8 protein-coding genes are annotated in these 14467 nt (G+C 71.9%); 2 read left to right on the forward strand and 6 right to left on the reverse strand.

Going from position 1 to position 14467, the window contains the following annotated elements; translation table 11 throughout:
- On the reverse strand, window positions 1–516 hold a 516-nt coding region (locus Pta02_RS27550), incomplete at its 3' end, for an SRPBCC domain-containing protein (RefSeq protein ID WP_203877860.1).
- A complete protein-coding gene (locus Pta02_RS27555) occupies window positions 513–815 on the reverse strand; it encodes an ArsR/SmtB family transcription factor (RefSeq protein WP_239131270.1) in 303 nt (100 codons plus the stop codon). The genes Pta02_RS27550 and Pta02_RS27555, both read right to left, overlap by 4 nt.
- A 124-nt stretch (window positions 816–939) precedes the next feature.
- On the opposite strand from Pta02_RS27555, the gene Pta02_RS27560 reads away from it, so the two are divergent.
- Window positions 940–1983 (forward strand): NAD(P)-dependent alcohol dehydrogenase, encoded by a 1044-nt coding sequence (locus Pta02_RS27560; RefSeq protein ID WP_203877861.1) that lies wholly within the window; start codon window positions 940–942, stop codon window positions 1981–1983.
- 11 nt (window positions 1984–1994) lie between these two features.
- Here Pta02_RS27560 and Pta02_RS27565 read toward each other — a convergent pair whose 3' ends face one another.
- From Pta02_RS27565 to Pta02_RS27580, 4 genes are all read right to left on the reverse strand, one after another.
- Window positions 1995–3677 carry a KAP family P-loop NTPase fold protein gene (locus Pta02_RS27565; RefSeq protein ID WP_203877862.1) on the reverse strand — a complete coding sequence of 561 codons (1683 nt, stop codon included), beginning with the start codon at window positions 3675–3677 and terminating at the stop codon, window positions 1995–1997.
- Window positions 3678–3961: 284 nt separating this feature from the next.
- A complete protein-coding gene (locus Pta02_RS27570) occupies window positions 3962–5326 on the reverse strand; it encodes a glycosyltransferase (protein WP_203877863.1) in 1365 nt (454 codons plus the stop codon).
- A 6-nt stretch (window positions 5327–5332) separates the two neighbouring features.
- Window positions 5333–7438: an HAD-IIIC family phosphatase gene (locus Pta02_RS27575; protein WP_203877864.1), complete on the reverse strand. Its 2106-nt coding sequence runs from the start codon at window positions 7436–7438 to the stop codon at window positions 5333–5335.
- 34 nt (window positions 7439–7472) lie between these two features.
- Window positions 7473–8402, reverse strand: a complete 930-nt coding sequence (locus Pta02_RS27580; RefSeq protein WP_203877865.1) for a TauD/TfdA family dioxygenase — start codon at window positions 8400–8402, stop codon at window positions 7473–7475.
- Window positions 8403–8845: 443 nt separating this feature from the next.
- Between Pta02_RS27580 and Pta02_RS27585 the strand changes: the two genes are divergently transcribed.
- Entirely contained in the window at window positions 8846–14455 is a 5610-nt protein-coding gene (locus tag Pta02_RS27585) for a non-ribosomal peptide synthetase/MFS transporter (protein WP_203877866.1), read from the forward strand.
- Window positions 14456–14467: the final 12 nt, after the last annotated feature.

Genomic DNA, 14467 nt, shown 5'->3' on the forward strand with positions numbered 1-14467 from the left:
GGCGTCGCCGTCGTCTCCGCGCAGAGCCGCCGCGAAGCGCCGGCCCGGCGCCGGGTCGACCCCGAAGCGCTCGGCGTACCCTTCGTGAATCTCCTCCCATCCCTGGTGTGCCTCCTCCTCGGAGAGGTCCTTGCCGGCGAGGTGGGGCTCGAGCCGCGAGAGGTAGGACTCCCAGCCGGCGGCGGTCTGCGCCGAGAGGCCGCGGTCGTCGATGACGTGGATGAAGACCAGCCGGCAGCCGTCTCCCTCGGGGGTCAGGTCGAAGCTGTAGGGCTGGCCGGCGTAGGTCCACGCCAGACGGTGGGGCGGGTCGACCTCGGTCACCTCGACGATCGCACCGGCGGCTTCGAAGGTCTCCCCCACCGCCGGTGTCCAGTCGACGGCCGCGGGGAACCAGCACCCGAGCTCCGCCGGCACGCTGACGGCCCGCCACACCCGCTCGACCGGGTATGAGAGCGTGCGCTCGAAGCGCAGCGCCGGGCGGCCGTCGATCGTCTCAAGAGTTCCGTCGATCATGGGTTCTCCTCCAGGTGTCGTTCCAGGGCGTCGAGGCGCTTCGACCAGAACGCGCGATAGGGCTCCAGCCACCGATCGACCTCGACGAGGGGTTCCGGGCGCAGCGCGTACACGCGCTGCCTGCCCTCCGTGCGCACCGCGACGAGTCCGGCCTCGCGCAGCACCTTGAGATGTTTGGAAACGCCGGGCTGGCTGAGACCGAGGTGTTCCACCAGTTCCCCGGCGGGCCGCTCGCCGTCGAGCAGCAGGTCGAGAATCTGCCTGCGGTGCGGTTCGGCCAGGGCTGCATAGGCGCTCACGTGCTCATATTTCCATATGGAAATATGATTTCGCAACCCCGGGCCGCGCCGGGACCGGAGGGTCCGATCTATTCACATCCGCCCGGGCGGGATGCATGCTCGTCGTGGAGAAAGGACGGAGACCATGCGAGCCGTACGACTGACCGCCTGGCAGCACGAACCGGAGATCCTCGACATCCCGGTGCCCGAGCCCGGGCCCGGCCAGGTACTGATCAAGGTGGCGGGGGCCGGGGTCTGCCACTCCGACCTGCACGTCATGGACTGGCCGGAGGGCGCCCTGCCGTACGAGATCCCCTTCACTCTCGGCCACGAGACCGCCGGATGGATCGAGCAGACCGGAGCGGGCGTGGAGGGCTGGAGCACCGGTGAGGCGGTGGCCGTGTACGGGCCCTGGGGTTGCGGGCGGTGCCACCGCTGCGCCCAGGGCATGGAGAACTACTGCGAGCGGGCGCAGGAGATCGGGGCCGCGGGAGGCGGGCTCGGCCGGGACGGCGGGATGGCCGAGTACATGCTCCTCCCCTCACCCCGACTCCTCGTCCCGCTGGGCGATCTCGATCCGCGCACCGCCGCTCCGCTCACCGATGCCGGCCTGACCTCCTATCACGCGATCAAGCGTTCCCTGCACCGGCTGACTCCGGGCAGCACGGCGCTGGTCATCGGGATCGGCGGCCTCGGGCACGTCGCGGTGGAACTGCTCAAGGCGCTCAGCCCGGCCACCGTGATCGCGGTCGACACCGCCCCCGGCAAGCTCGACCTCGCCAAGCGGCTCGGCGCCGACCACACGCTGCCGGGCGACCAGGACACCGAGTCCCGGGTCCGCGACCTGACCTCCGGCCGCGGTGCGAACCTCGTGCTGGACTTCGTGGGCGGTCAGCAGACCCTCGCCCTGGCCGCCGCCTGCGCCTCCGTTCTCGGCGAGGTGGCCATCGTGGGCCTGGCCGGCGGCGACCTTCCGGTGGGCGTGGGCCGGCTGCCCTTCGAATGCCCGGTCAGCGTGCCGTACTGGGGCTCACGCCCCGAGCTGATGGAGGTCGTCGCCCTGGCCCGGCAGCGGCGCATCACCCCGCACGTCGAGACCTTCCCCCTGGAGCAGGCCCTGGAGGCCTACCGGAGGATGCGCGAGGGAGAGCTCGCCGGCAGAGCCGTGCTCCTGCCGCACCCCGCCTGAACCGGCCGGCTTCAGGGGGTCGCCGACCATACGAAGGAATCACGGATCACCCGCAGTTCCCGCTGCAGCTGATCCACGATCTCGCCGGTGCCGCGGACCCACTCGGCGATGTCACCGGATCCGGTGCCCTTACCGTCCTGAACGGATGACGGCGAGAGCCGGGCCACCGTGCGCTGCAGCGCCTCGACGATCCGGACGAGCCGCCGGTGGTCCTTCTGATGCTGGGCGAAGCCCGCGAGTCTGGCCGCGATCGCCGACATCTCGCTCGCCGGCGCGCTCGCGCCGGCATCCCCGGGCGCGTGCACCTCGGCCGCGACGCGGCGAAGCTCTTTGCGGAGCTTGCCGACGTCGCGGTAGGCCTCGGTCAGCGCGGAGTTGTAGTTGCGCGTCGCGTGCAGGCTGTAGATGTACTCGTCGAGATTGGGCTGCCGGGTGAGCGGCTCGGCGGCCGGGGACCTCAGATAGAGGATCAGGTCGCTGGGCAGCAGGCCGAGCTGAGGCCAGAGGTTCTCGAAGGCGCTGTCCTCCCCGGTCCGATAGTGACGCAGGGCGTCGAGGAAGACGTCGGATTCGGCGAGGACGACGTCGTAGGCCTCCTCCCACTCTCGCCGGAACTCCAGAGTCTGCAACGCCAGCACGGTGTCCTGGTCCAGCTTGGGGCGGATCATGGTCTGCAGCGTGTAGGCGTTGATGAAGCGCTTCACCTCGCGCGGGTTGATGCGGCCCTCCACCGCGATGTATCCCAGATAGCGTCTGACGCGGTTCTTCAGGTCGTCGAGCTGGGCGGCGCCCAGACCGGCGGTCGCGTAGATCGACTTCATCAGATCGTCGAGCTGGCCGGCCGTCATGGGCGGCAGGGCGTAGGGCACCTGGAATATCTTCTTGACGTACTCGATCTCGGTGCGGTCGACCGCGCCCGTCCCGTTCAGGCCCTGCCGCTCGCGGGCGGGGAACTTCTCCCGGACGGCTCGCTCGACGACGTCCTGGTCCACCCCCACGACGAAGACGAACCCCGGCAGGTCGAAGAAGAGTTTCATCGACTCGATGAGATCGAGCGCGTTGGCGGGGAGACAACGGTCGAGATCGTCGACGAAGACGACGATCCGGGCGAACTCCGCGGCCTGCACCTCGTCGAAGGCGGCCGCCAGCTGGCTGAAGGCGGCGAAGTACATCGACTGCGGGCCGTCGGCGGGGTCGGAGTCGCCGGCTCCCATCGCCTGCAGCGCCTTGCCGACGTCGAAGGTCACCTTGGCCACCGGGCCCACCCCGACCTGGGCGCTGAGGCCCGTGGCGAACGCCCGTACCACCGTGCCGATCTTCCGGGCGATGCCGCGTGCGCGTTCGGCCGCCTCCGGCCGGCGCTGCGCCGCCCCGGCCCAGGTGATCAGTGCGCCTCTGACCGTGTCCAGCAAGGGCACGATCAGATGGGGTTCCTTCTCGTAACGCCAGGCGTTGAACTGGACGATCACCAGCTGGTCGGACGCCAGCTCGTCGGCGATGGCGTTCATCAGCGTGGTCTTGCCGCTGCCCCAGCTGCCGAAGATGCCGACGGCGAAACGGGGCTCGCTCGTCCGGATGATCGTGGCCAGGGCCGCGGCGATGGCGGGAAAGCCGAGTTCGGGCTGCTCGGCGGGCGTGTCGAGCAGGATGCAGGGCGCGGTTCGCTCTTCTGCCCGCTCTGCTGCGGTCGTCATGGCATGGCCCCCCTGTCCTCGCGGTGCCCTCCCCGCCGTAGGGTTCGCCGCCTGTGGAAGCGGATCGCGACGACGCAGCGTACGGCACCCTCAGAGTCGATCTCATGAGGGTAGCCAGCCGGGACGCCGTCCGCCTCAGAGGATGACCCGGGGACCTCCCTAGGTCAATGCCGCACGGACATGACCCGGGCCGCGTACGCCGGCGGCGATCAGCGCCTCGCCCGCGCGGGCGCTCGCCAACGTGACGGCGATCGGCGGGAAGCCGTCGGTCGACGCCGGCGACGTCAGGAACCGGCGCCCCGATCGGCTCCGCTTCCCACGGGCCGCTCCCCCGTCCCGGACGCGGCGGCCCGGGAACCGGCCCGCTCGGTGAGCATGGCGGCCAGGCGCGCGCGCTGCTGGGGCGTGAGCCGCCCGAGCCGCTGACGCAGCCCCGGACGGGTCAGGATCCCGTCGGTGCCGATGAGGCCTTCCACCCGGTCGGCCGCGGTGCGCACGGCGGCGTCGGAGGCCGTCTCGGCGGCCAGCGGCGCGACCCGCTCGCGATAGCCGGTGTCCTGCAGCACCTCGGTCAGCAGGTCGACGGCCGGCTTCTCCTCCCAGCGCGAGACGGGCAGCCAGCGGCAGAGGCCGGCGCGCTCCATGCGTTCGGCGTTGTCCGGGCGGTCGACCCCGTGGGCCAGCATCACCTGCGGGGTCGCCGACGCCAGCGCCCGCCCGAGCGTGCCCATGCCGCCGTGGTGCACGACCGCGCTCACGTACGGCATGAGCGCGGCGAACGGCGCCGAGGGCAGCCACCGCACCCCTTCGGGCAGCGGGTCGGGGACCAGCGACCGGTGCCGGGTGACCAGCAGGGCGGGCCGGCCGGCCCGGTGGCAGGCGCGGGCCGCCACCTCGTAGAAAGGCCGGTGGAGCACCAGGCCGGTACCGCCCGTGATCAGCACGGGCGGCTCGGGCCAGTCCGGCGGCGCGGTGTCCTGCGCAGCACCCTCCGTGGTGCCCGCGGTGTCACCGAGGATGAACCCGCACTTGAGGACGGCGTCCGGCGTCGGGTCCCCGGCCGCGTCGAACCAGCCGGGCCATCCGCCGAGCTGTACCCGGGCGCTGTTCAGGTAGGCCACCCAGTCGCGGACGGGCTCCAGGCCGAATCCGCCGAAGAGGTCGTCGAACCCCGCTTCCAGGACGTGCCGGTAGACCTGGTGGGTGACCGGCAGGGTGACGTACTGACAGGGCGCCATCGCCTGCGTGGCGACCGGCACGCCGTACAGCTCGGCGGCGATCAGCGCGGCGATGCCCGAGGTGTGCCGGGCGAGCACCACGGTCTCCCCCGGACGGTATCGCTGCCTGATCATCTCCACCTCGTCGCGGAGCTGCTCGAACAGCTTGTTGCGCCGGTAGAGCTCCAGCACCCCCTCGGGGTCGCGGAGCGGGTCGAGCATGAACCGCCCGGTGTCGTCCAGGTGACGGTCGTAGGCCTCGTCGGTGTCGATCGGCACGTGCCGCAGGCCCGCGGCGGCGACCCGGTCGGCGAACCACGCGTGGGTCATCACGCTGACGTCGTGACCCCGGCCCGCCAGCTCCCGGCCGACCCGGATGAGCGGCAGCACGTCACCGTTGGTGCCGTGGGTGCTCACCAGAACGGTCGCCACGGCGGATCAGCTCTCCCCGCGCACGAGCAGGGCCTCGATCTCGTCGTCGGAAAGCCCTTCCAGCTCCTCCAGCAGTTCCTCCAGCTCCGCGTTCCCGGCCTGGGCCACCTGCTGCTCCTCGATGACCCGCGCGATCTCGGCCACGGTGAAGGCGGTGGTGTAGAGGGTGTCGAAGGGCAGCTCGACGCCGTACTCGGCCCTGACCCGGGCCATGAACTGGACGAGTCGCAGCGAGTGGCCGCCGAGATCGAAGAAGCCGTCGTCGACGGACGTGGGCGGGATGTCGAGGATCTCCGCCCACCAGCGCATGACGGCCGCCTCGACGGGGGTCGCGGTGAGAACCGCGGGGAGGACCGGGGCGGGAGCCGCCGCCCGCAGTGCCCGCACGATGGCGTCCACGTCGGTTAGCCGGGTGGCGATCGTCTCCACCCGCTCCCAGTCCGCCCGGGGAGCGGCTTCGGAGGCGGGCGCGGCGGCCGCAGGCGCGGTGGCCGCGGTCTCGGCGGGAACGTGGACGACGGCCGCCGCCGCGTCCGCGTCGAGGACGTGCCAGAGGAGGTCGCCGCCGGCCGGGGCCGCGGCTCCGGGCAGCCCGGCGAGGAAGTCCCGGGCCGGCCGGTTCCTGGAGGTGACGCGGTGGGCCAGGGCGACCCGTGCCAGCCCGCGCTCGCCCGCCAGCGCGCCCAGGTGCGCCAGCATCCGGTGCTCCACCCCGCGCCCGAGCGCCCGGCAGCTGAGGAGGAAGGCGTCGGCCCGGAGGGTGTCGCCGTCGGTGTGCGCGGCCGTCAGCCCGACCAGCCCGTAGTCGCCGAACCGGTCGCGTACCTCGACGACGTGCAGTTCCCCGTCGGGGTGGCGTTCCGCCGACAGGTTGAACTGGTTGGTGCGCCGGGCCAGCTGGGAGACGCGCTCGGCGTGCTCGGGGCCCGCCGGAGTGATGGTGACGGCCAGGTCGAGCGTGGCGAAGAAGTCGGTCAGGGACATCTCGCCCATGGCCCGCTCACGCCGGCGCTGCTCCCGGTAGTACCGGCCGCGCGCGCGGTCAGCGTCCGTCACGGCGGTGTGGTCCAGCGGCCAGCAGTGGCGCAGGAAACGTGCCGCCGCGGCCGGGTCGGCGGGCAGCCTCAGCGTCAGCGCCTCCGGGCAGCCCGCGCGGACCTCCGCGCACTCCACCGGGCTGTCGTCCAGGAAGACGAACGAGTCCAGGCCGAGGTCCAGTTCGGCGGCGAGCGAGCGCAGGGCCTGCGACTTGGCGTCCCATCCGATCCGCATCGCGGTGATCTGCTCCAGGCCGATCGGGAGTCCGGGGTGCCTGGCGAAGACCTCGCGCACGTCCTTCTCGTCGTTCTTGCTGGCCAGGCAGAGCAGCCGGCCGGCGTCGACCTGGCGGGAGAGCTCGTGCCACACCCGCAACCGGTCGGGACCGATCACCACACCGTCCGGGCCGTCCTCGCCGACGACCCCGTCCCAGAGGGTGCCGTCGCAGTCGGCCACGATCACCTTGGGCCGCGGAGCGGTCATCGCGTGCAGGCGCCGGGCGAGCGCGGTCGCCAGTGCGGCGAAGTACGGCTCGGTGTAGGGGACGTTGCCGATCCGGTCGGCGAACGCGTCGTGGACCTCCTGCACCTCGTACGGCTCCGCCGAGGTGAGGACGTGCACCCCGGGGTCGCCCGCGCACGCCTCCTGGAGCACGGCGGCCAGCCGGGCGTGCGCGTCGCTCCCGGCCTCCGGCGACGGTGGGCAGACCATCAGCAGGTGCGGGGCGCCCGAGGCCTTCGCCGAGGTCCGCACCGCCGCGGCGAGGTCGGCCGCGACCGCGTCCACCCGGCCGGACCCGCCGTCGTCCGCCCCGTCGTCCATCCCGTCGGACCCGCCGGCGGCGGTCAGGTCCTGCGCGCGGACCAGTACGGCGACGGCACCCGCCCGGCCGAGCACGCTGCCCGGATCCAGCAGCGAGGGGAAGACCTGGCCGTAGGGGGCGAAGTCGACGTCGCCGCCGATGCCGAGCTCGGCCAGCCAGAAGCGCAGGACGTCGGCGAGGGGCTCGGCCGTGAAGGTGGCGGCGACCCCCAGGCGGAAAGCGCGGGAAGCACGGAAAGCGTTGTCGTTCACGACGGTATCCCTTGGATCATTCGAGCACGGCGGATCAGTCGGACATGGCGACGAGGACACGCCGGGAGCCGGTGTACGGCCGACGCCCGTGGCCGACCAGCACGTTGTCGATGAGCAGCAGGTCGCCCTCCCGCCAGTCGACGTCCACCGCGTTCTCCAGACCGCGGTCGCGGGCCTGGATGACGTACGCGTCGGGGATCGGGCTGCCGTCGGGGAAGGCCACCGACTGCGGCAGCTCCTCCGGGGGCATGAGCTCGGCGAGCTCGGCCGCGGTCTCGTCGCCCAGCGAGGCGGGGTGCCACTGGTCGGCCTGGTTGAACCACACCTCGGCACCGGTGACCGGGTGCCGGGTGGTGGCCGGCCTGGTCTGGGAGATCCGGATCCCGCCGCCGGGGCGCCACTGCCAGTCCGCGCCGGAGCGGTCGAGGAAGTCCGCCACCCGGTCGCGGTCGTCGGTCTCGAACGTCTCCTGCCAGCTCTTGCCGAGCCCCCGGCCACCGTGCAGGTTCTGGGTGTAGCGCACTCCCTTGGAGAACGCCTCCCGGACCTCGGGGTCGAGCGACCGGAGCCAGCGCACGCCGTCGACGACCGGCGTGGCCCCTCCCGACTCGGCCGCCTTCTGGCAGAAGAACAGCAGGCGCGAGGGCCACGAAGTGGAGTAGGACAGCTCGTTGTGCATCGAGATGGTGTACTCGGCCGGGTACTCCGTCGAGGTGTAGACGTTGCCGGCGAGCTTGGTGCGCGGCGAGTTGCCGTGGACGTAGGCCAGGCGGTTGGGCAGCAGCAGGTCCATCACGCGGCCGAGGCTGTCCTCGGTGACGTGGAACCCTCTGATGACGAGCGCTTTGTTCCGGGTGAGCAGCGCGCCCACGTCGGGAATCGCTTTCAGCCGCTCCACCAGGGCGTCGGCGGTCGCGTCCGCGCTCTCGGGGGTTATCTCAAAGGGCTTCCACACGTCTTCCATCAGTTTCCTCACTTCTCCGTGGCGATCAGAAGCCGCACGGAAAAGGCAATGTAGCGGTTACCGCAGAGAATGGAAACACGGGAACGGCCCATGCGCAATGGCACCCCTCTCTTCAATCTGTTTCAAGTCTCACCAATCTGGTTCGAGTCAATTTAATTGACTTTTCCGGTAGACGTGTGCGATCCCCGGCGCTGCGGCTACTCTCCCGAGAGATCGGCCTAGAGCAGCCCCTTTGTACGGGAGCCGGCACCGATGCGGGAGACCCTTGAACTAGCGAGGCCAGAAGTGTACTGTGGTAAAGGAATTTGTCGTGGGAGCGCTCCCACGGTAGCGCCACCGGAGACTGGGGCATCATTCCCAGCGCTTTATTCCGGGCTCGGAGAAAGAATTTTCACGCGCTCGCTCGACTATGCCGGAAATCAAGTCGAGGGAGAGAAAACGCTATGACAATCACGCCCGCGACCAATCACGACAATCGGGTAGCGTCGCTTTCCCCTCGTCGGCAGGAGGCGCTGCGCAGGCTTCTCGCCGCCCGGCAGCGGCCCGCCCCCGAGCCAATCACCAGGACTCCCCGCGACACCGGGCCGGTGGCGTGCTCCGCCGAGCAGCGGCAGATGTGGCTCGGCGCCAAGTTCGGCGAGGGCGCGCCCGCGCCCAACGCCACCATCGGGCTGCGGCTCGCCGGCGACCTCGACGTGGGCGCGCTGACCGCCGCCCTGGACGCCCTGGCCGAGCGCCACGAGATCCTGCGCACCGTCTACGCGGGCGACGACGAGCCCCGCCAGATCATCCTGGCCCCCGGACCGGCCCCGCTCACCGTGGCCGACCTGACGGACCTGCCCGCCGCCGAGCGGGAGCAGCACGCCCAGGAGCTCACCGCGGCCGCCGCGGTGGAGCGCTTCGACCTCACCGGCGGCCCGGTCTGGCGCGCGACGCTCGTCCGCCTCGCCGAGGACCTGCACGTCCTGCTGGTCGCCTTCCACCACATCGCGTGCGACGGCTGGTCGGTCGGCATCCTCCTCGACGAGCTGACCGCCGCCTACGCCGCCGCCCGGCAGGAGCGGCCCGTCGAGTTCGCCCCGCTGCCGATCCAGTACGCCGACTACGCCGCCTGGTCCGGCCGCGAGCTCGCCCCGGACGTGCGGGCCTCGCGGCTGGCCTACTGGCGCGACCGGCTCGACGGCGCGGCCGGGGCCGAGCTGCCCATGGCCAAGGAGCCCGGCCCCCTGCCCAAGGAGCCCGCGTCCGCCCGTCCGGGCAGGCGCAGCGGTTCGCACCTGTTCACCCTGCCCGGTGAGGTGGTCGACGCGCTCAAGGAGGCCGGCGGGCCGGGCACCACGCCGTTCGTGGCCCTGCTCACGGTCTTCTCGATGCTGCTGTCCCGCTACACCGGCCAGTCCGACCTGACCGTCGCCTCCGTCAACGGAGGGCGCCGCCGCGTCGAGCTGGAGCCCGTCGTGGGGTGTTTCGTCACTCCTGTCCCGCTCCGCATGGACCTGTCCGGCGACCCGGCCTTCCGCGAGGCGGCCCAGCGGGTACGGCGCGGCCTCGGCGAGGCCGTCACCCATCAGCTGCCCTTCGCCGAGCTCATGGAGGCGCTCAGCGACCGCGACGCGCGCCGCTTCTCGCTGTCGTCCGTGGGCTTCTCGCTGCGCGCCTTCCGCGACCAGCGCGGCCGGTGGCCGGGGCTGGAGGCGTCGGTCTGGGAGCACGAGGTCGACGACTTCACCTACGACCTGGCGCTGATGGTCCACCTCGGCGAGGCAGAGGGCCCCAAGCTCTACCTGACCTACCAGAGGGACCGCTTCGACGAGGACACCGTGGCCCTGCTGGCCGGGCACTACCGGACCCTCGCCGAGCAGATCGCGGCCGCGCCGGACACGCCGCCGGCCGACCTGGAGCTGCTCACCCCCCGGGAGCGGGAACTGGCCCTGGGCGCCTGGAACGACTCCACCCGTCCCTACCCGTCCCAGCCCCTGCCGGAGCTGCTGGAGCGGCACGCCGGCAGCGAGGCGGTCGCGGTCGTCTTCGAAGGGCGCTCGACGACCTACGCCGAGCTGCACGCCCGCGCCAACCAGGTCGCCTGCCTGCTGCGGGACCGGGGCATCGGCCCCGAGGACACCGTGGGCGTGCTGCTCGACCGCGGCCCCGAGCTCATCGCGTGCCTGCTGGGCGTGTGGAAGGCCGGAGCGGCGTATCTGCCGATGGATCCGAAGTTCCCGGCCAGGCGGATCGCCGACATGCTGTCGATCGCCACGGCGCCGATGGTGCTGACCTCCGCCGAGCACGCCCACCTGTTCGGGGCCGCCCCCGGCGGCCCCGAGATCGTCGACGTCCGCGGCGGTGAGATCGACGCGCGTCCCGGCACCCCGGTGGCGGTGCCGTACGACCTGGACCGGCTGGCCTACGTGATCTTCACCTCGGGCTCGACCGGCCGTCCCAAGGGCGTGCAGGTCACCCACCGGGGGCTGGTCAACCACGTGTGGTGGGCGGTGGAGGAGCTGGCCGGCGCGGGAGACGGGGGCGCCCCCCTGTTCGGCTCGGTCGCCTTCGACCTGGTGGTGCCCAACCTGTGGGCCCCGCTCGTGGTCGGCCGGCCGGTCACCGTACTGCCGCAGGACTTCGACATGGGCAGTCTCGGTACGCTGCTGGTGGAGGGCGGGCCGTACAGCTTCATCAAGCTCACTCCCGGTCACCTGGAGATCCTCGGCCACCAGATCGACGCCCGGCAGGCCGAGACGCTCGCCGGGAAGATCGTGGTCGCCGGTGAGGCGCTGCCCGGGCCGATGGCCAACCGGTGGCTGGAGATCCTCGGCCCCGGCCGGCTGATCAACGAGTACGGCCCGACCGAGGCCTCCGTCGGCACCTGCGTCTACCCCGTCCGGGACCGCCAGCTCGTGGAGGTCGTGCCGATCGGCCGGCCGCTGCCCAACATGCGGATGTACGTCCTGGACGCCAACCGCAGGCTGCAGCCGGCAGGCGTGCCCGGAGAGCTGTACGTCGGCGGTGCCGGCGTCACCCGCGGCTACATCAACCGGCCGGACCTGACCGGCGAGCGCTTCCTGGACGACCCGTTCTGCGAGGGCGGCCGGATGTACCGCACCGGTGACCGGGTCGTCTGGCTGCGCGACGGGAACGTGGCCTTCCTGGGCCGTTTCGACGACCAGGTCAAGATCCGCGGCTACCGGATCGAGCTGGACGAGGTCAGAGCGGCCGTCGCCGACCACCCCGGGGTGCGGGACGCGGTCGTGACCGTGCACGCCTTCACCGCCGAGGACAGGCGGCTGGTCGCCTACTACGTCCCGGCGGGCCCGGCCGAGGATCTGGCCGGGCACTGCGAGGCGCGGTTGCCCGAGTACATGGTCCCCTCGGTCTTCGTCCCGCTGGAGAGCATCCCGCTCAACCAGAACGGCAAGGTGGACCGCAAGGCGCTGCCCGAGCCGGTGGTGGCCGTCGGCGACGACCTGGCCGAGCCGGTCACCGCGACCGAGATCCTGGTGGCGGGGGTCTGGAAGGAGGTCCTCGGCATCGAGAACCTCTCGATCGACCACGACTTCAACGCGCTCGGCGGCCACTCCCTGCTGCTGATCCGCATGGTCGCCAGGCTGCGCAAGGCCATGCCCGCCGACGGCTACCAGGTGACCGTCCTGGACGCGATCGAGCACCGTACCGTCCGCGAGCTGGCGGCCTTCCTCGACGACGCGGGCGGCGCGCAGGAGGCCGGGATCGACGGCGGCCCGCGGGCCCTGCTCCTGGAGCTCACCAAACCCGTCAAGACGCCCCTGCTCTCCCTGGTCTGCATCCCGTACGGCGGGGCCAGCGCGATGGTCTACCAGCCGCTGGCGGACGCGCTGCCGGCCGGCCACTCGCTCTTCGCCGCCTCCCTGCCGGGCCACGAGCTCGGCGTCGAGGAGGACGTGCTGGCCTTCCACGAGGCGGCCCAGCGCCTGGCCGACGAGGTCGTCGCCCGGGTCAAGGGGCCGGTGGCGCTGTACGGCCACTGCGTGGGCAGCGCGCTGACGGCCGAGACCGCCCGGCGGCTGGAGGCGGCCGGACGCCGCGTCGAGGCCATCTACATGGGCGGCAGCTTCCCCTTCGCCACCCCCCGCAAGGGCGTCAACGGCCTGATCGGCCGGATGCTGCGCAGCGAGCGGCTGGACAACAACACCTCGCACGCCAACTGGCTGCGCGCGATGGGCGCCGACCTGCAGGACCTCGAACCCGAGCAGGTCGACCACATCATCACCACCATGCGCGTGGACGCCCGCGCCGGTGAGGAGTACTTCAGCGACCTGGTCGAGAAGGACGCCCCGTCGCTGCGCGCGCCCGTGGTGTCCGTCGTCGGGGACCGCGACGCGCTGACCGAGTACTACCAGGAGCGCTACCGCGACTGGCACGCGGTCTCCGCCACCACCGGGCTGGTGGTCATGGCCGAGGCGGGCCACTACTTCCTGCGCTACCGCGCCCGGGAACTGGCTCAGATCCTCACCACCACGCACACCGCCTTCGACCGGCCCGAGGAGTGGCGGCCGGCCGGCAGCGCCGACGTCATCGACACCGCGGACACGGCCGGCGCCGCTGACAGCGCTGACAGCTCCGGCACCGTGGGCACGGCCGGCACCGGGGTCACCTGGTGGCGTGAGTCCCTGTCCACCGACCGGCTCACCCCGGCCGACGGGCCGCAGCCGAGCCTGGGCCGGTTCTTCACCGTGGCGACCGGCCAGATCGTCTCGATGATCGGCGCGGTGATGACGGAGTTCGCCGTCCCCATCTGGGTCTACCAGGAGACCGGCTCCCTGATGCAGTTCGGCCTGTTCGCCATCATCGCGCTGGTGCCCGGCCTGCTCTTCGCCCCGCTGATCGGCGCCCTCGTCGACCGGCACGACCGGCGCCGGGCCCTGCTCGCCGGCGACGGCGTCTCCCTCGCCGTACAGGCCGCGATGCTGGCGCTGGTGGTCACCGGCAACCTGACCGTCCCCGTGCTCTGCGGCCTGCTGGTCGTCCTGTCGGTCTCGGTCACCCTGCAACGGGTGGCCTGGCAGTCGGCGGGACCGCAGCTGGCGCCCAAGCACTATCTGCACCACGTCGGGGGCGTCGTCCAGCTGGGCAACTCCGTCGCCCAGCTGATGGTCCCGCTCTTCTCGGTCGCCCTGCTCTCCCTCATCGGCCTGACCGGGATCCTGACCGCCAACACGATCTGCTATGTGATCGCCCTCGGCGTGACCCTGCTGGTCCGCTTCCCCGCCACGATGGCCTGGCGGCGCCGGGAGACGGTGGGCGCCGAGATCCGCAACGGATTCCGTTATCTGCTGCGCCGCCGCGGCCTGCGGGCGATGGCGCTGACCATGTTCGTGGTGAACTTCTTCCTGCTCACCGCCTTCGCCATGTTCGCGCCGCTGGCCCTGTCGGTGGGCGAGCTGGCCGACACCGGGCGGGTGGCGCTGCTGGCCGGCATCGGCGCGGTCACCGGCGGCCTGGTGATCGCGGTGTGGGGCGGGCCGCGCCGGCGGCGGATGTTCGGGATGCTCTCGGCCGCGGGCGTGCTCGGCCTGTTCTGCGCCCTGGCCGGACTGCGTCCCTCGCTCGCGCTGATCATGGCCGGGGTCTTCGGCATGTCGTTCATGATGTCGATCAGCGACGGCATCTGGCTGACGATCATCCACTCGAAGGTCCCCCAGCGCTATCACGCCCGGGTGATCTCGATCAACCGGATGCTCGCCATGTCCACCCAGCCGCTCGGCATCGTGGTGAACTCCTGGCTGGTGGGATCGGTCTTCGCGCCCCTGATGCGGGAGGGCGGATCGCTCGCCGGGACGCTCGGCCCGATCATCGGGGTCGGCGAGGAGCGCGGCATCGGCCTGCTCTACCTGGTGTGCGGCCTGGCGATCGCGCTCACGATCACGATCGCGCTGCGCCACCCGGCCCTGGCGAGGTTCGACCAGGAGACCCCGGACGCCGAGGCCGACGACCTCATCGGCCTGGAGACCCTCCGCCTGCGCCGGCAGCAACCGGTCGCGGACGCCGGGCGGCGGCAGTCGCCGGAAAGGGTGTGACGATCCGCCCTG

It is taken from the genome of Paraplanobispora takensis (assembly GCF_016863195.1).
GTDB classification, from domain to species: Bacteria; Actinomycetota; Actinomycetes; order Streptosporangiales; family Streptosporangiaceae; genus Planobispora; species Planobispora takensis.